Below are 19,675 nucleotides of genomic sequence, written 5' to 3' on the forward strand. Positions count from 1 at the left end.
TACGAACCAGGCGGTCGGAGGTTCGAATCCTCCCAGCCGCGCCATCTTTAGGTCAAGGCGCCCCGGTTTGCAAATCACGCAGGCCGGGGCGTTTTGCCATGTCCGGTCGTCTCGCCCGGTGTTACGGTTTCCCCACCCGCCGAAACTTAGACAGCCATCCAGAAGCTTACTATGTTTAGAGAGGCCGCCGGGCCTCCCGCTCCCCCGTTGTTCGCTTGTCCGGTGCCTCAAGGGAGCCAAGCGCCGGGAACTGGAGCCGTCATGGAAAGAAAGACCGACGACTACGTCGATCACCCCCCCGAAGATACCCTGAATACGCTCGATACCGATCCGGACCAAGGCTTGTCAGAGGCCGAGGCCGCGCGCCGACTGGAACGCTTTGGCCCCAATGAGATCCAGGAACGGGAAGAGCCCCTGTGGCATCGCGTGTTCCGGCGCTTCTGGGGCCCGATTCCCTGGATGATCGAGGTGGCGGCGCTGCTGTCGGCGCTGGTTCAGAAGTGGGAAGACTTCGCCATTATCCTGGTGATGCTGCTGGTTAACGCACTGCTCGATTTTTTCCAGGAACACCGTGCCCTGAACGCCCTGAAGGCCCTGAAACAGGGCCTTCAGGGCGAGGCCATCGTGCTGCGCTCGGGGCAGTATCGGGCGCTCCCGTTCCGTGAACTGGTGCCCGGGGACATCATTCGCCTGAAAATCGGCAACGTAGTGCCGGCGGATGTCCAGTTGCTGGACGGGGACTATCTGTTGCTGGACCAGTCGGCGCTGACGGGGGAGTCGCTGCCGGTCAGCAAGAAAACCGGCGCGGTGGCCTACGCCAATACCATCGTCAAGCAGGGTGAAATGCGGGCGGTGGTGGTCAACACCGGCATGCACACTAACTTCTCCAGCGTGGTGTCGCTGGTGTCCCGGGCCAGTCTCAAGGAACGCAGCCACTTTCAAAAAATGGTGATGCAGATCGGCAACTTCCTGATCCTGATCACCCTGGCCCTGGTGCTGTTGATCGTGATGGTGGCGCTGTTTCGTCATGAGCCGTTGTTGGAGATCGCCCGCTTCGCACTGGTCCTGACGGTTGCGGCCATCCCGGTGGCGCTGCCTGCGGTGTTGTCGGTGACCATGGCGGTGGGGGCCATCAACCTGGCCCGTCGCAAGGCCATCGTCTCCCATCTGACCGCCATCGAGGAACTGGCCGGTGTGGATGTTCTGTGCTCTGACAAGACCGGTACGCTCACCCGCAATGAAATGCAGGTGGCCGATCCGATCCTGCTGCCTGGGCAGTCCGAGCCGGATCTTTTCCTGTGCGCGGCGCTGGCCTCGCGCCTGGAAAACCGGGACCCCATCGAGCTGCCCATCTTCCGGTACCTGGATGAGCATTACCCGGACGTCGACTGGCGATCCTACCAGCAGCGTTCGTTCACGCCGTTCGATCCGGTTCGCAAACGTACCGAGGCCGTGGTGAGTCGGGCGGACGATCGGTTCCTGGTGGCCAAGGGCGCAACCCAGGTGTTGCTGGAGATGACCGAGCTGGACGAAGCCCGGGTGGCGGAGGTCAATCGCCAGGTGGACGCACTGGCGGCGAAGGGGTATCGGACCATCGCCGTGGGCCGCCGCCGTGATGGTGAACCCTTGGAGTTGCTGGGCCTGATCCCCCTGTACGACCCGCCGAGGGAAGATTCCCGGGAGGTGATCGAGGAAATGCAGCGCAACGGTGTCGTTGTCAAGATGGTGACCGGCGACAACCTGGCCATCGCCCGTGAGATCGGCGGCCTGCTGGGGCTGGAGCAGCGCACCATCCGCTCGGCCCAGCTGTCGGGGGCGGCAAGCAACGAGCTGCTGGCGCTGGTGGAGGCGCTGACCACCGCCATCTACCGCCGCCTGAAAGGGGGCGTGCCGTTCAAGGAGGCGCGCCGGTTCGCTAGCGAGGTGATGGAGGAGGTCGGCAGGCTGTACGACACTCGCCTGCTGGAACGAGAGTTCCTGCATACCCACGAGTCCGCCATCGTCGAGATGATTGAGGAGGTGGACATCTTCGCGGAGGTGGTGCCGGAGGATAAGTACCGGATCATCGACACCCTGCAGAAAGGCGACCACATCGTGGCCATGACCGGCGATGGCGTCAACGATGCGCCGGCCCTGAAAAAGGCCGATTGTGGCTTCGCGGTCGCCAACGCCACCGACGCCGCCCGGGCCGCCGCGGACATCGTGCTGACCGCCCCCGGTCTGTCGGTCATCAACGAGGCGATCCGTCAGGCCCGGATCACGTTCGCCCGGATGAAGAGCTACGCCACCTTCCGGATCGCGGAAACCCTCCGGATCATCCTGTTCATGACGGTTTCGATCATCGTGTTCGACTTCTATCCGATCACCGCCCTGATGATCATCCTGCTGGCGCTGCTCAACGACATTCCAATCCTGACCATCGCCTACGATCACACCCGCGTCCACAACGCGCCCCTGCGCTGGAACATGCGGGAGCTGCTGACGGTGTCCTCGGTGCTTGGCCTGACCGGTGTGGTGTCCTCCTTCCTGCTGTTCTTCGTATTGCAGGAGCACGGGGTTTCGGAGGACATGATCCGTAGTCTGTTGTTTCTGAAGCTGATCGTGGCCGGCCACAGCACCTTGTACGTCACCCGCGCCGAAGGCTGGTTCTGGGAGCGCCCCTGGCCATCGCCGCTGCTGATGGTGGCTACGTTCGGAACCGAGATTCTGGGCACGCTGATCGCGGTGTACGGTGTCATGATAACGCCCGTCGGCTGGGCCTATGCTGCCTGGATCTGGCTGTATGCCCTGGCCTGGTTCTTCGTCAACGACGTGATCAAGGTCCTGACCTACCGGATGTTACGGCGCGAGGGCGCCGTCGACTGAATCATTGAGGAGACTACCGATGGATGAGACAGGGAAGACCGAACCGGCCAATCCCGCGCCGCTGAGCCCGGAGGCGCTGGACCAGTTGCACGCCTACTGGCGCGCGGCCAACTACCTTTCGATTGGCCAGATCTACCTGCTGGACAATCCGTTGTTGCGGGAACCGTTGAAACTGGAGCACGTCAAGCCGCGTTTGCTGGGGCACTGGGGCACCGCACCGGGCCTGAACCTGGTGTACGCGCATCTCAACCGACTGATCCGGGCCCGGGACCTGAACGTGATCTACATCACCGGCCCTGGGCACGGAGCGCCCGGCATCGTCGCCAACACCTACCTGGAAGGCAGCTACAGCGAACTCTACCCGAGTGTCACTCAGGACGAGGAGGGTATGAAGGCCCTGTTCCGGCAGTTTTCCTTTCCCGGCGGCATCCCCAGCCACACGGCGCCGGAAACGCCGGGCTCCATCCACGAAGGGGGCGAGCTGGGTTATTCCCTGAGCCATGCCTTCGGCGCGGCCTTCGACAACCCCGATCTGATCGTCGCCTGCGTGGTCGGCGATGGCGAGGCGGAAACGGGCCCCGCCGCCACGGCCTGGCACTCCAACAAATTCCTGAACCCGGTGACCGACGGCGCGGTGCTGCCGATCCTGCACCTGAATGGCTATAAGATCGCCAACCCGACGGTGCTTGCCCGTATCAGCCGCGACGAACTGCGCAAGCTGTTCCAGGGGTACGGCTACGAGCCGTATTTCGTGGAAGGCGAAGACCCGCTCGTGGTTCACCAGACGATGGCGGCCGTTCTGAGCCGTGCTATCGATGACATCCAAGGCATTCAGGCGCGGGCCCGGTCGGGAGAACGGACGCAGCGGCCGCGCTGGCCGATGATCGTGTTGCGGACCCCGAAGGGCTGGACCTGCCCGAAGGAAGTGGACGGCCTGCGCCTGGAAGGTACGTGGCGCTCGCATCAGGTACCGTTCGCGGAGCTGGCCACTAAGCCGGACCACGTGCGGTTGCTGGAACAGTGGATGAAAAGTTACCGGCCGGAGGAGCTGTTTGATGAACAGGGCAGGCTGCGTCCGGAGTTGGCCCGGCTCGCGCCGGAAGGGGAACGGCGCATGGGCGCCAATCCCCATGCCAACGGGGGGCTGCTGCTCCAAGACCTGCGGCTGCCGGACTACACCCGCTACCGGCTGGAGGTTCCGCAGCCCGGCGCGGTTTCCGGCGAGGCCACCCGGACCCTCGGGAATTTCCTGCGGGACGTGATGGCCTGCAATTTGGAACGCCGGAATTTCCGGGTTATGGGGCCGGATGAGACCGCCTCCAACCGTTTGGGGGCACTGCTGGAGGTGACCGACCGGGCCTGGGATGCGGAACGCTACGACGACGATGACCACCTGTCACCGGCCGGTCGCGTCATGGAGATCCTGTCCGAACACACCTGCCAGGGTTGGCTCGAAGGCTATCTGCTGACCGGTCGTCACGGTTTCTTTTCCTGCTACGAGGCTTTCATTCATATCGTCGATTCGATGTTCAACCAGCACGCCAAGTGGCTGAAGGTGAGCCAGGAAATACCCTGGCGCCGGCCTGTTGCCTCACTCAATATTCTGCTGACGTCCCACGTCTGGCGACAGGATCACAACGGCTTTTCCCATCAGGATCCGGGATTCATCGACCACGTGGTCAACAAGAAGGCCAGCATCGTCAGGGTGTATCTGCCACCGGACGCCAACTCGCTGCTGTACGTGGCGGACCAGTGCCTGCGCAGTCGTAACAAAGTCAACGTGATCGTCGCCGGCAAGCAGCCCAGTCCCCAGTGGCTGAGCATGGACGCGGCGATCCGGCACTGCCGAGCCGGTATTGGCATCTGGGAGTGGGCAAGCAATGACCAAGGGGTGGAGCCGGATGTGGTGATGGCCTGCGCCGGCGATGTGCCGACTCTGGAAACCCTGGCGGCGGTCCGCCTGCTGAACGAGCACGAACCCGACCTGAAGGTCCGGGTGATCAACGTGGTGGACCTGATGACCCTGCAACCCCGGGAGGAGCACCCGGTGGGGTTGAGCGACAAGGATTTCGATACCCTGTTCACCACGGACAAGCCCATCATCTTCGCCTTCCATGGGTATCCCTGGCTGATTCATCGCCTGGCCTATCGGCGGCGCAACCACCACAACCTCCATGTGCGCGGTTACAAGGAGGAGGGCACCACCACCACGCCGTTCGACATGGCGGTGCTGAACGACATTGACCGGTTTCATCTGGTGATGGATGTCGTCGACCGGGTGCCCGGGCTCATGCACCGCGCAGCCTACCTCAAGCAGCACATGCGCGACCGGTTGACGGAACACCGTCAGTACATCATCCGCACCGGCCAGGATCTGCCGGAAATTCGTGACTGGCGCTGGACCAGCGCCGATGGCTGACATCCGGAACCGGGCCTGGACGCGGCTGGGCCCGGTTCCGGCGCATCTCCCGATCCGGGCGATCTCGGAAACCCCGTATGGAAAGTCGGGGTTTAGGTTGCCCGTGCCTGCCTAAAACGGTAAATTACGCAGGATTTTGCCTTCCGAATTGTTCCGGTTGCGCCATAAGACTTTAGTCTAACGCAGTTGGCGGGCGCCCCGGGGCAAAACGGGAAAATCATACACTCCAATAACAGGTAGCTGTTCGATATGAATGAGCTGATGTCACAAGCCGTCGATCTGATGATCGTGGGCATGGGGTTCGTGTTCGCATTCCTGCTGATCCTGGTGTTTGCGACCGGCCTGATGTCCAGGCTCATCCTGCGGTTTGCGCCGGAGCCGGCAACCCCGGCGAAAACGCCACGTGCCAAGCCGAAAGCGCCCGCGTCGGTCGATCCTGACACCGCCGAGGCCATCAAGAAGGCGATTGCACAATACCGGGCGCGGCACCGGAAGTGACCCGGTAAACGAAAGAGAACCTTTTCATAGAAGGCTGACACGATGACTGATACAAAAAAACCGCTGGGGATTACGGACGTCGTTCTGCGTGACGCCCATCAGTCCCTGCTGGCCACCCGAATGCGGCTGGATGACATGCTGCCGATTGCCGAGAAGCTGGACAAGGTCGGCTTCTGGTCTCTCGAATCCTGGGGTGGCGCCACCTTTGATGCCTGCATCCGCTATCTGGGCGAGGACCCCTGGGAGCGCATCCGCGAATTGAAAAAGGCCATGCCCAACACGCCCCAGCAGATGCTGCTGCGGGGCCAGAACCTGCTGGGTTACCGCCATTACGCGGACGATGTGGTAGAGCGGTTTGTCGACCGTGCCGCCGAGAACGGCGTCGATGTGTTCCGGATCTTTGACGCCATGAACGATCCGCGCAACCTGGAAACGGCCATCCGGGCCGTGCGCAAGACGGGCAAGCACGCCCAGGGCACCATTTCCTATACCACCAGCCCGGTCCATACCGTTGATATGTGGGTGGAACTGGCCAAGCAGATTGAGTCCATGGGCGCCGATTCCATCGCCATCAAGGACATGGCGGGTCTGCTCAAGCCGTACGTGGCTTACGAGCTGGTCAGCCGTCTGAAGAAAGAACTGAGCGTGCCCGTTCACATGCAGTGCCATGCCACCACCGGCATGTCCACGGCCACCGCCATCAAGGCGGCCGAGGCGGGTATCGACAACGTGGATACCGCCATCTCCTCCATGAGCATGACCTACGGCCACTCGCCCACCGAGGCGATCGTGGCGATTCTCGAGGGCACCGACCGCGACACCGGTCTGGACCTGCATTTGCTGGAAGAAATTGCCGGCTATTTCCGCGAAGTCCGGAAAAAATACGCCAAGTTCGAGGGCAGCCTGCGTGGCGTGGATTCCCGCATCCTGACCGCCCAGGTCCCCGGCGGCATGCTCACCAACATGGAAAGCCAGCTGCGCGAGCAGAACGCCATCGACAAGTTCGATCAGGTGCTGGAGGAAATTCCCAAGGTCCGCGAGGACCTGGGCTATATCCCGCTGGTGACGCCAACCTCCCAGATCGTTGGTACCCAGGCGGTGCTCAATGTCCTGACGGGCGAGCGTTACAAGTCCATCTCCAAGGAGACCGCCGCCATCCTCAAGGGTGAATACGGCGCGGCTCCGGCGCCGTTCAACCGGGAACTGCAGGCGCGCGTGCTGGACGGCAAGGAGCCGGTGACCTGTCGCCCGGCCGACCTGTTGGAGCCGGAAATGGACAGGCTGACCGAGGAACTGAAAACGCTGGCGGAGGAAAAAGGCATCCAGCTGGCCGAGAATGTCGTGGACGACGTGTTGACCTACGCACTGTTCCCCCAGATTGGCCTGAAGTTCCTGGAAAACCGTGGCAACCCGGACGCCTTCGAGCCGGTCCCGAGCGCCGATGACGTGGCGCCGGCCCGGAAGGCGAGTGGCCCCGAGACTTACACCGTCGAGGTCAATGGCCGGAAGTTCGTGGTGGCGGTGTCCGAGGGGGGTGAAATCACCCAGATCGAAGCCCAGGGAGGCGCGGCCGCCCCGGCGGCGGGTGCTGCCGTTCCGGCCGCAGGTGAGGGCGAGCCGGTGGTGGCGCCGCTGGGTGGCAACATCTGGAAAGTGCTGGTTGCTCCCGGTGACACCGTTGAGGAGGGCGATGTCCTGGTCATCCTCGAGGCCATGAAGATGGAAACGGAAGTTCGCGCACCCAAAGCCGGCACCATCGGTGAAGTCTTCATCAAGGTCGGTGATGCCGTCTCCCCTGATGATGAAATGCTGACAATCGCATAAGGGCCAGCATTCCATGGAAAAATTACTGACGCTCTGGACAGGCAGTGGCCTGTTCAACATCGAACCTGGCCAGCTGGTGATGATCGGCATTGGCCTGCTTCTCCTGTACCTCGCCATTCGCAAGGGCTTTGAGCCTCTGCTGCTGGTGCCGATCGGCTTCGGCGGCATTCTGGCGAACATCCCGGAGGCGGGGCTTGCCCTGTCCGCCGCGGAGAACGCGATCCACTTCGGCAAGCCGGAAGTGCTGGCGGCCCTGGCGGGGGCACTGGACGTGGCCTACGACGCCTCCCAGGCGGTGACGCCGGAAGTGATCGAGACCTTCAAACACGCCTTCAAGGAAGCCAGTACGGCGGAGGTAGCCATGGCCAATGGCCTGGCCCAAGACTTCGGCTACGGCAACGGCATGCTCTACAACTTCTATCAGGTGATCATTGGCAGCACCGTGGGGCCGCTGATCATCTTCATGGGCGTGGGCGCGATGACGGATTTCGGTCCGCTACTGGCCAACCCGAAGACCATGCTGCTGGGCGCTGCCGCCCAGTTCGGCATCTTCGGCACGGTGCTGGGCGCGGCCCTGCTGGATTGGGGCGGTATTCTGGACTTCACCATCCTTGAGGCCGCCGCGGTCGGCATCATCGGGGGGGCCGATGGTCCCACCTCGATCTACGTTTCCAGCGTCCTGGCCCCGCACCTGCTGGGTGCCATCGCGGTTTCCGCCTACGCCTACATGGCGATGGTGCCGATGATTCAGCCGCCGATCATGAAGGCGCTGACCACCGAGGAGGAGCGCAAGATCAAGATGTCGCAGCTGCGCCCGGTGAGCCGGAAGGAGAAAATCATCTTCCCGCTGGTGGTTCTGATTGCCGTGGTGCTGTTCCTACCGGATGCGGCGCCGCTGCTGGGTATGTTCTGCTTCGGTAACCTGATGCGTGAGTGCGGCGTGGTTGAGCGCCTGAGCGATACTGCCCAGAATGCCCTGATCAACATTGTCACCATCTTCCTGGGACTGTCTGTGGGCTCGAAACTCATGGCTGAGAAGTTCCTGGATCCGCAGACCCTTGGCATCCTGATGCTGGGTATTGTGGCGTTCGGTGTCGGTACCGCTGCCGGTGTGCTTATGGCCAAGCTGATGAACCTGATGTCTAAGGAAAAGATCAACCCGCTGATCGGCTCCGCCGGGGTATCTGCGGTGCCGATGGCGGCCCGGGTCTCCAACAAGGTGGGCCTGGAAGCCAACCCGCAGAACTTCCTGCTGATGCACGCCATGGGCCCGAACGTGGCCGGCGTAATCGGCTCTGCGGTGGCGGCGGGCGTGATGATCAAGCTGCTCAGCTGAACACCGCCGGCAGCCCGTTAAAACCCCGCCTGTGTGCGGGGTTTTATTTTTCTCGGGCGGTGTCGAGGGTCTCAGTGAAAGTCCCTGGAACGGACCGGCAGGGTTTCGATGAGATGGCTCAGGTCGGTCAGTTTCCCGGCCATGACATGGACCACCTCGCCCTCCCGCTCCACCACCCCCTGCACATGCAGCAGCCGGGCGGTCAGCAGGGGTTTCCTCTGGTGCCGTGCCGTCGCCAGCCAGACCACCACGTTCACGTTGCCGGTTTCGTCTTCCAGGGTCACGAAGGTGACGCCGGCGGCGGAACTGGGGCGTTGTCTCCCGGTGACCAGCCCGGCCACCTGAACTGGCCGCCCGGGATGGGCGGTTGTCAGCTGTTCGGCCGTCAGGCAATGACGCAGGCAGCCCTGCTCCCGGAGCAGGGCCAGGGGGTGTCGGCGCAAGCTCAATCCCTGGCTGTGGTAGTCGGCCAGGATGTCCTGGCCTTCCGAGGGTTCTGGCAGTTGCTCGCAGGGGGGCTCGGGTCGCTCTGTTTCGCCGGCTTCCGCAAACAGGGCGGCCGGCACCTCATGATCCAGCAGTTCCCAGTAGGCTTGGTGCCGGTTGCGGGTAAACCCGGGCATGGCGTTGGCGCCCGCCAGACACTCCATGTCCCGTTGACTCAGCCTCGCCAGCCGTCGCAGCTCGCGGGTGTCACGGTATCCCCGACGGGGCCGGTGCCGGTGGATACGCTCGGCGCTGGCGGCGGGCAGCCCCCGGATGAGGCGCAGGCCCAGTCGCAGGTGGTGCTCGGGGCCTTCCAGGGTGTGCTGCCACTGGCTGTGGTTGACATCGGCAGGACGCACGGTGACGCCATGACGCCGTGCGTCCTGCACCAGTTGTGACGGTGAATAGAAACCCATCGGCTGGCTGTTGAGAAGGGCGCAGTAGAACATGGCCGGGTAGTGGCGCTTGATCCAGGCGGAGGCGTACACCAGCAGGGCGAAGCTGGCGGCATGGGACTCGGGGAAGCCGTAGCCGCCGAAACCGCAGATCTGTTGGTACAGCCGCTCGGCAAATTCCGGGTCATGCCCCCGCTCGAGCATGCCGGCAATCAGTTTGTCCCGGAATGGGGTCAGGTCGCCGTGGGCTTTCCAGGCGGCCATCGCCCGGCGCAGCTGGTCGGCCTCGCCGGCACTGAAGCCGGCGGCGACCATGGCCAGCTTGATGGCCTGTTCCTGGAAGATGGGAACGCCGAGGGTGCGCTCCAGCACCTGTCGGATGGCGTCGTTGGGGTAGGCAACCGGTTCCTGGCCATGCCGGCGCCGCAGGTAGGGGTGCACCATGTCACCCTGGATGGGCCCCGGCCGGACAATGGCCACCTGGATCACCAGGTCGTACCAGGTGGTTGGCCTGAGTCTGGGCAACATGTTGATCTGGGCCCGGGACTCCACCTGGAAGACGCCGATGCTGTCACCCCGACAAAGCATGGCGTAGGTGTCCGGGTCCTCCGGTGGGATGTCCTGGAGTGTGAAGGGGGTGCCCCGTGCCTCCCCGATCAGGGCCAGGGCCTTGCGCAGGGCCGAGAGCATACCCAGGGCGAGAACGTCCACTTTCATCAGACCCAGGCTCTTCAGGTCGTCCTTGTCCCACTGGATGACGGTGCGGTCCGCCATGGCGGCGTTCTCCACCGGCACCAGCTCCGCCAGGGGGCCGGCGCTGATCACGAAACCGCCCACATGCTGGGACAGGTGCCTGGGGAACCCGAGCAGGGTATTGACCAGGTTGAAAAAACGGTCCGCGATTCTTGGGTTGCGTGTTAACCCTTTGTCCAGAATCTGTTGTCGCCAGTCGGTATCCCGGTCCCGCCAGTCAATGGCTTCCAGCAGCTGTTCCACCAGCGCGGGGTCGAAGCCCAGGGCCCTGCCGACGTCCCGGATCGCGCTCCGGGGCCGGTACCGGATGACCGTGGCGGCCAGGGCGGCGCGCTCGCGGGTATAGCGGCGGTAGATGTACTGGATCACGTCTTCCCGGCGCTCATGCTCAAAATCCACATCGATGTCCGGCGGTTCGTTGCGGTCGCGGGAGATGAACCGCTCGAACAACAGCTCTACCTTGGCCGGGTTCACCTCGGTCATGCCCAGGCAATAACACACCACCGAGTTCGCGGCGGAACCCCGCCCCTGGCACAGAATGCCCTGCCCACGGGCGAAGCGGACGATGTCGTGAATGGTGAGAAAGTAGTGTTCGTACTTCAGCTCCTCGATCAGCGCCAGTTCCTTGCGGATCTGGTCGCGAACACGCTCCGGGGTGCCTTCCGGGTAGCGCCGTCGTTCTCCTTCCCGTACCCGCCGGCGCAGGTGATCGGTCGGCGTCTCGTTGGCTGGCACCAGGTCCGCCGGGTATTCGTAGCGAAGGGCGCCGGGCTCGAAGGTACAGGCCTCGGCGATACGCAGGGTTTCCCGGAGCCAGGGCTCCGGGAACAGACGTTGCAAGACCGGGAGCGGTCGCAGGTAGCGCTCACCGTTCGGAAACAGGTGGGGGCTGGCTTGGTCCAAGGTGCAGCGGTGGCGCAGAGCGGTCAGTACATCCTGCAACGGCTGGCGCTCCCGGCTGTGCATGTGAACCTCACCGGTGGCCACGATCGGGCACCGGAGCTGGTCGGCGAGCCATCGGATCCGGGCCAGGCGCTGTTCCTCGTCTGCCTCCAGGGGGCGGCTGGCGGCAATCCAGAAACGGTGATGGAACCGCTGTTGCAGCCATTCGCCGCAGGCCAGGGCTTGCTGGGCGTCCGAACCGGCGAGGGGCGGTGGTTGCCAGAGGCACAGGCAGTCGTCCAGACAGTGGCTGTCGAGGTCGTGGCCATGCAGCTGGTATTGCCCCTTGTCGGCCCGCCGGCGACCGGTGGTGATCAGGCGGCACAATTGGCCGTATCCCTTGCGGGTGCGGGCGAGCAGAACGAAACTGGGGCGGGCCTCGCCGGCGGGGGCATCCGACAACTGGAACCAGCTGCCGGTAATCAGCTTGACCGGCTGCGCTTTCAGGGCGGCCCAGGCCCGGGGTATGCCCGCCACCGAACAGGCGTCGGTGATGGCTAGGGCATGGTAACCCAGCGCGGCGGCCCGCTCGGCCAGCTCGTGGGGGTGGGAGGCACCGGTCAGGAAGGTGAAATTGCTGACGCAGAACAGCTCGGCGTAACCTGGCATTGTCTCTATCCGAACCAGCCGTGGATGAACCAGTCGTTGCGCAGATCCCGGAAGACCCAGGCCAGCGGACCGTCGGCCAGCTGGACAACGTAGTAATCCCGCTGCACCGGCTGCCCGTCCCACCAGCCGCTGCGGATGCGTTCTGGGCCAGACAGCCAGGCGGCCGGCGCTTCGCCGAGGGGGTACGGACTGGCCAGCAGCCACAGCGGGCGATGCCCCGGGAGAACGGGCACCGGCCGTTGCTGATGGGGCTCGCCCAGGGCCCCGGCGGCGGCCCAGGCCCGTTCCGGCCGATGGTCCGCTCGCGGCACCAGCCGTTGCAGGGCGGAAGCTCCAAGCCGGGCCTGAAGACGGCTGGCCAGGGTGTGCCAGGCTTCCTCCGGGTGACTGTGTTTCCCGAACAGGTCCTGGCCGCGACTGGCGTCCCGGGCCAGAAACCGCCGCACGCAGACCCGGAGTCCCGTAACGGGAGCACTCAGGGGATGCCGTTCCAGGTGCAGGCGGGCCAGGTTCAGAAAGGCCTCGGCCCGGTGTTCCGGCCCAGCGGTGCGGAGATGAATCCGGCTATCGTCGCCCTGGCGGTGGCGCAGGGACAGGTGCAGGCTGTCGGTGTCCTGCTGACGCCATCGGAGTTCTTCTTCCAGCTCCGACAGTACACGCTGCAAGGGAAACAGCAGCCCCTGCGATTGTTCGATGTCCTGAAGGAAGTCCACCTCCTGCCGGAACACATGCGGCGGGTGCCAGGGCTGGACCGGGTCCGGGCGTGTGCCCTGGATTTTCTGAAGGTGGCTCAGGGCGTCCGGCGATAACCGCCGGGCCAGCTCCGCCGGTGGCAGGGCCAGGACCTCGCCGAGTCGGGTCAGACCCAGGCGCTGGAGCCGCTCTGTCGTGGTGCGGTCGAAGCCGGCCTGGGACAGGGGCAGCCCGGTCACCCGATGGCGGATGCGCGCAGTGTCTGCGGTGCACTCGCCCTGGTCCGCCCGGGCCAGAAGTCGTGCGGCCTCCGGGGTATGGCCGAGGGCCATTGAGGCGGTCAGCTGGTGTGTCTCCAGGGCCTGTGCAACCGTTTGCCAGACCCCGGGGAGTCCCCCGTACAACCGCTGCAGGCTGGCCACTTCGGCCAGCAGGCCATCGGGCGGGCGGAGGGCGATGTGGGCCGCGCATCGGTACAGCCAGCGGGCCTGAGCTTCCAGTACTTGGGTGTCCTGTCCCGGCTGTGTCTGGATCACGTCCAGATTCGGTGCCAGGGCCAGTGCCGTTTTCAGGCGCATGCCCGCGGTAATGCCCAGGGCCCGGGCCTCCGGGCATGCCTGCGCCACCCGTGGGTCCTGGCCGGAGAGGATGGCCAGGGGCCGCGACGACTGCCGGTGACGACGCAGGTGATCCAGCAGCATGTGGGGGAAATGCAGGTAAAGCCAGAGCATGGTTCTACTCCCGAGGGACGGTCCAGGGGCCCTGCACGACCCCGGACGCCTCCGTTTGCGCCAAGCCGGCCCGCCGGGCCGTGTTCAGGGTGCAGGACTGACCCGGTCGGCCGCCCCGACGTTTGAGCACCTGAATGTTCAGGCCCAGATATCCGTCCGGGGTCAGTTGCAGGCGCAGGGCGGCCGGTGAGTTTTGGCTGGCCTGACGGCGGTCCCGAAACAGGATGCAGACACTGCGGCCGGCTTCTGCCGCCAGCTGCAGGCGGCGTATTTCCCGGCTGGCCAGCCCCCCGGGCCAGGCCAGCACCAGGCCGGTGACGGGCGCGCGCAGGCAGTTTTCCAGGGTCCACAGGGTATCGCCCCGGTTGTTGGTCCGGATCACCAACACCTGGTTCAGGTCCACGTCCTCCTGATCGAGAGCCGGAGCGTAGGGAATGTGGGGTGGGTTGATCCAGAACACGCGCTTGCCACGGCGGCTCAGCCGCCGCATCGCCGGCAACACCAGTTGCAGTTCGCCCATGCCTACGCCATCCAGCAGGCATTCGGTCAGGGCGCCCCGGGGCCAGCCTCCGCCCAGTGGCTCATCCAGCTCCCGGTAGCCGGTGGCTTCGGCAGGAATCCGGGCTCGATGGTGTCGGTGGCCCGGCCAGACACGAACTTCCTGAATCAGGGTCGTCAGCAGCTCATTCATGGGCAGCATCCAAGAGTACTGTGTTTATATACAGTATTTTGCTGCTGGCCAGATTGCAAGACGGGGGTTGATAATCCCGTTGCCAGAGCCCAGGGTTAGAACAGGCAATCACCAAAGGAGGCGAGACAATGACGGCACTCAAGGACCAGATATGCGAGGCCTGTCGGGCGGACGCGCCGAAGGCGACCCAGGCGGAGTCCCGGACCTGGCTTGCGGAGCTTCCCGACTGGCGCCTCATCGAGCAGGATGGGGAGCCGCAGCTGCAGCGGGCGTTCCGGTTCCGGAATTTCGCCGAGGCCCTGGCGTTCACCAACCAGGTGGCGGAACTGGCCGAGCAGGAAAATCATCACCCTGCCATACTCCTGGAGTGGGGGAAGGTCACGGTCCGCTGGTGGACACACAAAATTGGCGGGTTGCACCGTAACGATTTCATCATGGCGGCCCGCACCGATGCGCTCTATTCCGGGGACGCATGATGGCTGACGGGATCATGGATGAGCGGGACACGGACCGCCCGCTCACCCTGAAGCTGGGTAACGAGGAGCTGGTGATCCGCCGGCGTTACGAGGTGCTCAGTATCGCCAACGATTTTTTCATCGCCATCTGGTTTCTGATCGGCAGTCTCCTGTTTCTGTTCCCGGCATACGAAAAAGCGGCAGCCTGGCTGTTCGTCGTCGGCAGTTTTCAGTTTCTGGTCCGCCCGACGATTCGTCTGGTCAGCCATATCCACATTAAGCGCATCCCGGCCAGCCACTGGGACAGCTAGGGCGGGGCGGGTGCTATGATGGGGGAACAGTCAAGCGGGCATAGGAGCGGACCATGAAGAACTTTCCGGAGCATTACCAGGAGCTGACCGTCTGGATGGAAAAGCTGGGGCTGGCCCAGCCGGACGTGATGAAGGGGTTTGGCGCGCTCCATGAGGCCAGTACCCGGCAGGGGGCCCTGGACAGCAAGACCAAGGAGCTGATCGCGCTGAGGATCGCCATTACCGTGCGCTGCGACGGCTGCATTTCCTTTCATGTACACGATGCGATGGCGGCGGGCGCCAGCGCCGAGGAGATCGCCGAAACCGTATCGGTGGCGATCCTGATGGGCGGCGGCCCCTCGGTGGTTTATGGTATCGAGGCGCTGCAGGCACTGAGCCAGTTCCAGGAACGGGCGACGGTGCCGGGCCGCTGACAGACCGCTTCCAGGCGCGTGTTTTGAAGCGGTGTTTCCGGGTTCCGGAGGGAGCCCGGTTTTCTTTGACCGAATGACAGGAGATCTGGCTCGATGAGTGATCCGACGTACACTCCGCCCAAAGTGTGGCAATGGGATCCTGGCAATGGTGGCAAGTTCGCCAGTATCAACCGGCCGGTGGCCGGGCCGACCCATGAGAAAGAGCTGCCGGTGGGTCAGCATCCGATCCAGCTGTATTCCCTGGCGACCCCGAACGGGGTGAAGGCGACGGTGATGCTCGAGGAACTGCTGGCGCTGGGTCACGAAGGCGCCGAGTATGACGCCTGGCTGATCCGAATTACCGAAGGCGAGCAGTTCGGCAGCGGTTTCGTGAAGGTCAACCCCAACTCCAAGATTCCGGCCATGGTGGACCGCAGTGTCGAGCCGTCGATCCGCGTGTTCGAGTCCGGTTCCATTCTGCTGTATTTGGCCGAGAAGTTTGGCGAGTTCCTGCCCAAGGACCCGGCCGGGCGTACCGAAACCCTGAACTGGCTGTTTTGGCAGATGGGCAGCGCGCCTTTTCTGGGCGGTGGTTTCGGCCACTTCTACGCCTATGCGCCGGAGAAGTATGAATACCCGATCAACCGCTACACCATGGAAGTGAAACGCCAGCTGGACGTGCTGGACCGGCAGCTGGCGGAGCACCGCTACGTGGCCGGAGAAACCTACACCATCGCCGATATGGCCATCTGGCCTTGGTATGGTGCCTTGGTGAAGGGCGTGCTCTATGATGCCGCCGAATTTCTGGAAGCGCACACCTACACCCACGTGATCCGTTGGGCCGACGAGATTGCCCAGCGGCCGGCGGTCCAGCGGGGGCGCATGGTGAACCGGACCTGGGGGGAGCTGTCCTCACAGCTGCACGAGCGCCACGACGCCAGCGATTTCGAGCAGCGGACCCAGGACAAGCTGGAGCGTGACGGGGCAGGCGGATAGGCCGGCCCCGCCGGCGGGGGCCGTAAGGGCCCCGGGTGCCGGGCTCAGGCGATCTTGCGGTCGTCTTCGCGACGTAGGATTTCGTCGATTTCCTCGGCGCTCAGGGTTTCCTTTTGCAGGACTTCCCGTGCCAGCGCTTCCAGATGGTTGCGATGCGCCTTGAGGAACTCCACGGTTTCCCGTTCCAGCTCAATCAGCTGCTGCTGGATCTCGGCATCGATCAGCTCCGCCATTTTCTCGCTGAATTCGCGGGGCGCGCCCATCTCGCGGCCCAGGAATACGTGTTCCTCGCCGATGCTCAGGCCCAGGGGACCGACCTTTTCGCTCATGCCCCACTGGCCGATCATCCGTCGCAGCAGGCGGGTGGCTTCCTTGAGGTCGTTCTGGGCCCCGGTGCTGACCTCGCCGTAGATCACCTTTTCCGCGGAGCGGCCGCCAAGCATGACCTTGATACGGTCCTTCAGGTAGCTTTCGGTATAGGTGTAACGGTCTTCCTGCGGGGTCTGCTCGGTCACACCCATGGCCATACCGTGGGGGATGATGGTGACCTTGGTGAGTGGGTCGGCCTTTGGCATGAAGTAAGCCATGATGGCGTGGCCGCACTCGTGGTAGGCCACCGCCTCCCGTTCCTGGGGCGTCAGCTTGGCGTCCCGTTCCTCGCCCAAGATGATGCGGTCTCGGGCTTCGTCAAAGCACTGGGCGTCCACCTTGTCCTTGTTTGAGCGCACGGCGGTCAGCGCCGCCTCGTTGACCAAATTTTTCAGGTCGGCGCCGGAAAAACCAATGGTCCGGGCGGCGATGTCGGACAGGTTGACGTCCTCCGCCAGCGGCACCTTGCGCACGTGCACTGCCAGGATGGCCTCGCGCGCTTCCTTGTGCGGACGGTCCAGGGTGATTTTGCGATCGAACCGGCCCGGGCGGAGCAGGGCGCTGTCGAGGACATCCGGCCGGTTGGTAGCGGCCAGCACCAGAATGCTCTCGTGCTCCTCGAAACCGTCCATTTCCGTCAGGATCTGGTTCAGGGTCTGCTCGCGCTCGTCATGCCCGCCACCGAGCCCGGTGCCCCGGGAGCGGCCGATGGCGTCCAGTTCGTCGATGAAAATCAGCGCCGGGGCTTCCTTGCGGGCGGTTTGGAACATGTCTCGGACCCGGGCCGCGCCCACGCCCACGAACATCTCGATGAACTCGGAGGCGCTGATGCTGAAGAAGGGCACGTCCGCCTCGCCGGCAATGGCCCGGGCCAGCAATGTCTTGCCGGTGCCGGGCGGGCCGACCAGCAGGATGCCCTTGGGCATGACCGCACCCAGCCGCCGGAAGCGTTCCGGTGACTTCAGGAATTCAATGATTTCAGTGATTTCACGCTTGGCGGACTCGATGCCGGCCACGTCATCCAGTGTCGTGTGGGATGTTTCCTTGCGGGCCCGGCGGGCCCGGGAACGGGCGTAATCGAACAGGCCGCCCCCCTGGCCCATGCGTCGCTGGGCGGTATTCCAGAACCAGAACATCAGCGCCAGCAGTAACAGCCAGGGCAGGAAGGCCTGGATCAGCTGCTGCCACCAGGGCAGACCGGCGGGCGCGGCGCGGATGGTGATGCCGTGATCTTCCAGTAGGGGGAGCAGCTCCGGATCATCCATGGGCGGACGGATGGTCCGGAAACCGGTGGCCGGTCGTGCATCGGAACGGTCGCCGCTGAAGGCGGCGGCGCCGGCCTCGGTAAACTTGCCGAGGATTTCCTCCGCCTTGAGGGTGACTTCCGCCACCTGCTGCTTGACCACCGCGGCCTTGAAATCGGAGTAGGCCAAGTCCTGCTGGCGGGCCTGGTTGTCTCCCTGCATCCAGAGCACCATCAGGAAGATGGCGGCGCTCAACCAGAGAAACGCGTACTGGTTGGGCAGCGTGGACTGGGGTGGGGTGGGTGGGTTGTCCGGTTTTTGCCCGGGTCCTGGTGCGGTTGTCATCTTGGCCTCCGGTCGCCCTCCATGATCTTGGCGACAAAGACGGATTTGCCATAGGTTTCAAACGACCACTTCATGGCGTCTGCCAGTACCTTCATGACTTCGTCGTACTCGCCAAAGATCTCCGTGCTCATCCGGCCCGGGTAGACTTCCAGCCCCGACTGTTCCAGGCGGGCGATGAGGTCCCAGATCGGTTGCTTGTAGTCCTCTTTGAGAGGGTAGCAGCTGAGTTGCACTGAAAGATACATGTTTTCCTCCCCCCGGCCTCCGGCTCGGGTCAATTCCTCGTTTTGGCCGTTCAGATAGGCTATGATAGCGGGTCATTTTTGATGGTGCGTACCGATTGCCCGTTTTCAAGTCTTCCGCCGGGTCCCCCGTCGCACCTGCTTTCCCGTGTTTAAGTTAAGGAAAGGCTTCATGGAGCATACCTATCGTCTTGTGATTTCCTGCCCGGACCGGGTGGGAATTGTCGCCAAGGTGAGTAATTTCCTGTCCACCTACAACGGCTGGATCACCGAGGCGAGCCACCATTCCGACACTCACGCCGGCTGGTTCTTCATGCGGCACGAGATCAAAGCCGATTCCCTGCCGTTCGGCCTGGACCAGTTCCGGGCAGCATTCGAACCGATCGCCCGGGAATTCAACATGAACTGGCACATTGCCGATTCCGCCCAGCCCAAGCGCATCATCCTGATGTGCAGCAAAGAGTCTCACTGTCTGGCCGACCTGCTGCACCGCTGGCACAGCAAGGAGCTGAACGCCGAGATCGTGGCGGTGATTTCCAATCACGACGACCTGCGCCGCATGGTTGAGTGGCACGAAATTCCCTATCACCACGTGCCGGTCAGCAAGGAGAACAAGGCCGAGGCCTTTGCCCATATCGACGAGCTGTTCCAGCACTACGAAGTCGACGTGGTGGTGCTGGCCCGTTACATGCAGATCCTGCCAGCCGACCTGTGCGATAAGTACGCCGGCAAGATCATCAACATCCACCACAGCTTCCTGCCTTCCTTCGCGGGCGCCCGCCCGTACCACCAGGCCTACAACCGCGGGGTCAAGCTGATCGGGGCCACCTGCCACTATGTGACCCAGGATCTGGACGAAGGTCCGATCATCGAGCAGGATGTGATCCGTATCAGCCACAGCGACACCATCGAGGACATGGTCCGGCTTGGCAAGGACGTGGAAAAGAATGTGCTGGCCCGGGGCCTGCGCGCGCACATTGAAGACCGGGTCATTACCTTCGAAAACAAGACCGTAGTGTTCGACTGAGCCCTGCCTGCCGCTGCCCTTGAACGGGGGTGCCTGTGGTATGCTTGGCGGC

At 63.8% G+C, this 19,675-nt stretch carries 15 protein-coding genes; 10 read left to right on the forward strand and 5 right to left on the reverse strand.

What is annotated here, in order from left to right; genetic code table 11:
• Nucleotides 1-261: 261 nt before the first annotated feature.
• The 5 genes from BTO32_RS06270 (at nucleotide 262) to BTO32_RS06290 (ending at nucleotide 8,942) form a co-directional block, all read left to right on the forward strand.
• Nucleotides 262-2,865 (forward strand): plasma-membrane proton-efflux P-type ATPase, encoded by a 2,604-nt coding sequence (locus tag BTO32_RS06270; RefSeq protein ID WP_076723782.1) that lies wholly within the window; start codon nucleotides 262-264, stop codon nucleotides 2,863-2,865.
• 19 nt (nucleotides 2,866-2,884) lie between these two features.
• The gene (locus tag BTO32_RS06275) at nucleotides 2,885-5,284 is read left to right on the forward strand and encodes a phosphoketolase family protein (RefSeq protein ID WP_076723783.1); all 2,400 of its coding nucleotides are present in this window, start codon (nucleotides 2,885-2,887) and stop codon (nucleotides 5,282-5,284) included.
• Between the two features lie 249 nt (nucleotides 5,285-5,533).
• Nucleotides 5,534-5,782 (forward strand): OadG family protein, encoded by a 249-nt coding sequence (locus tag BTO32_RS06280; protein WP_076723784.1) that lies wholly within the window; start codon nucleotides 5,534-5,536, stop codon nucleotides 5,780-5,782.
• 42 nt (nucleotides 5,783-5,824) lie between these two features.
• A complete protein-coding gene (gene oadA / locus BTO32_RS06285; RefSeq protein WP_076723785.1) occupies nucleotides 5,825-7,606 on the forward strand; it encodes a sodium-extruding oxaloacetate decarboxylase subunit alpha in 1,782 nt (593 codons plus the stop codon).
• 13 nt (nucleotides 7,607-7,619) lie between these two features.
• Nucleotides 7,620-8,942, forward strand: a complete 1,323-nt coding sequence (locus BTO32_RS06290; protein WP_076723786.1) for a sodium ion-translocating decarboxylase subunit beta — start codon at nucleotides 7,620-7,622, stop codon at nucleotides 8,940-8,942.
• A gap of 71 nt (nucleotides 8,943-9,013) precedes the next feature.
• Here BTO32_RS06290 and BTO32_RS06295 read toward each other — a convergent pair whose 3' ends face one another.
• From BTO32_RS06295 to imuA, 3 genes are read right to left on the reverse strand one after another with little or no spacing between them, the layout of a single operon-like run.
• Nucleotides 9,014-12,127 carry an error-prone DNA polymerase gene (locus tag BTO32_RS06295; RefSeq protein ID WP_076723787.1) on the reverse strand — a complete coding sequence of 1,038 codons (3,114 nt, stop codon included), beginning with the start codon at nucleotides 12,125-12,127 and terminating at the stop codon, nucleotides 9,014-9,016.
• Between the two features lie 5 nt (nucleotides 12,128-12,132).
• Entirely contained in the window at nucleotides 12,133-13,551 is a 1,419-nt protein-coding gene (locus BTO32_RS06300; RefSeq protein ID WP_076723788.1) for a Y-family DNA polymerase, read from the reverse strand.
• Nucleotides 13,552-13,555: 4 nt separating this feature from the next.
• A complete protein-coding gene (imuA, locus tag BTO32_RS06305) occupies nucleotides 13,556-14,242 on the reverse strand; it encodes a translesion DNA synthesis-associated protein ImuA (protein WP_076724144.1) in 687 nt (228 codons plus the stop codon).
• A gap of 128 nt (nucleotides 14,243-14,370) precedes the next feature.
• Here imuA and BTO32_RS06310 point away from each other — a divergent pair, with 128 nt between their 5' ends.
• The 4 genes from BTO32_RS06310 to yghU all read left to right on the forward strand — a co-directional run bounded on the left by BTO32_RS06310 (nucleotide 14,371) and on the right by yghU (nucleotide 16,396).
• Nucleotides 14,371-14,718, forward strand: a complete 348-nt coding sequence (locus tag BTO32_RS06310; RefSeq protein WP_076723789.1) for a 4a-hydroxytetrahydrobiopterin dehydratase — start codon at nucleotides 14,371-14,373, stop codon at nucleotides 14,716-14,718.
• On the forward strand, nucleotides 14,718-15,008 hold the full coding sequence (locus tag BTO32_RS06315) for a YrhK family protein (protein ID WP_245820291.1): 291 nt from the start codon (nucleotides 14,718-14,720) through the stop codon (nucleotides 15,006-15,008). The genes BTO32_RS06310 and BTO32_RS06315 overlap by 1 nt, the downstream gene beginning before the upstream one ends.
• 53 nt (nucleotides 15,009-15,061) lie before the next feature.
• Complete coding sequence (locus BTO32_RS06320; RefSeq protein WP_076723790.1) at nucleotides 15,062-15,421, forward strand: carboxymuconolactone decarboxylase family protein; 360 nt, start codon at nucleotides 15,062-15,064, stop codon at nucleotides 15,419-15,421.
• A 93-nt stretch (nucleotides 15,422-15,514) separates the two neighbouring features.
• Entirely contained in the window at nucleotides 15,515-16,396 is an 882-nt protein-coding gene (yghU, locus tag BTO32_RS06325) for a glutathione-dependent disulfide-bond oxidoreductase (RefSeq protein WP_076723791.1), read from the forward strand.
• 44 nt (nucleotides 16,397-16,440) lie between these two features.
• Here the strand turns inward: yghU and ftsH are convergent, their stop codons facing one another.
• Both ftsH and BTO32_RS06335 read right to left on the reverse strand, forming a co-directional pair.
• A complete protein-coding gene (gene ftsH, locus BTO32_RS06330) occupies nucleotides 16,441-18,354 on the reverse strand; it encodes an ATP-dependent zinc metalloprotease FtsH (RefSeq protein WP_076723792.1) in 1,914 nt (637 codons plus the stop codon).
• Complete coding sequence (locus tag BTO32_RS06335; RefSeq protein ID WP_076723793.1) at nucleotides 18,351-18,599, reverse strand: YkoF family thiamine/hydroxymethylpyrimidine-binding protein; 249 nt, start codon at nucleotides 18,597-18,599, stop codon at nucleotides 18,351-18,353. Before BTO32_RS06335 ends, ftsH begins: the two co-directional genes overlap by 4 nt.
• A gap of 169 nt (nucleotides 18,600-18,768) precedes the next feature.
• On the opposite strand from BTO32_RS06335, the gene purU reads away from it, so the two are divergent.
• A complete protein-coding gene (gene purU / locus BTO32_RS06340) occupies nucleotides 18,769-19,623 on the forward strand; it encodes a formyltetrahydrofolate deformylase (protein WP_076723794.1) in 855 nt (284 codons plus the stop codon).
• The last annotated feature ends 52 nt before the right edge of the window (nucleotides 19,624-19,675 follow it).

The organism is Marinobacter lutaoensis (genome assembly GCF_001981305.1).
In the GTDB taxonomy this organism is placed as follows: Bacteria; Pseudomonadota; Gammaproteobacteria; order Pseudomonadales; family Oleiphilaceae; genus Marinobacter; species Marinobacter lutaoensis.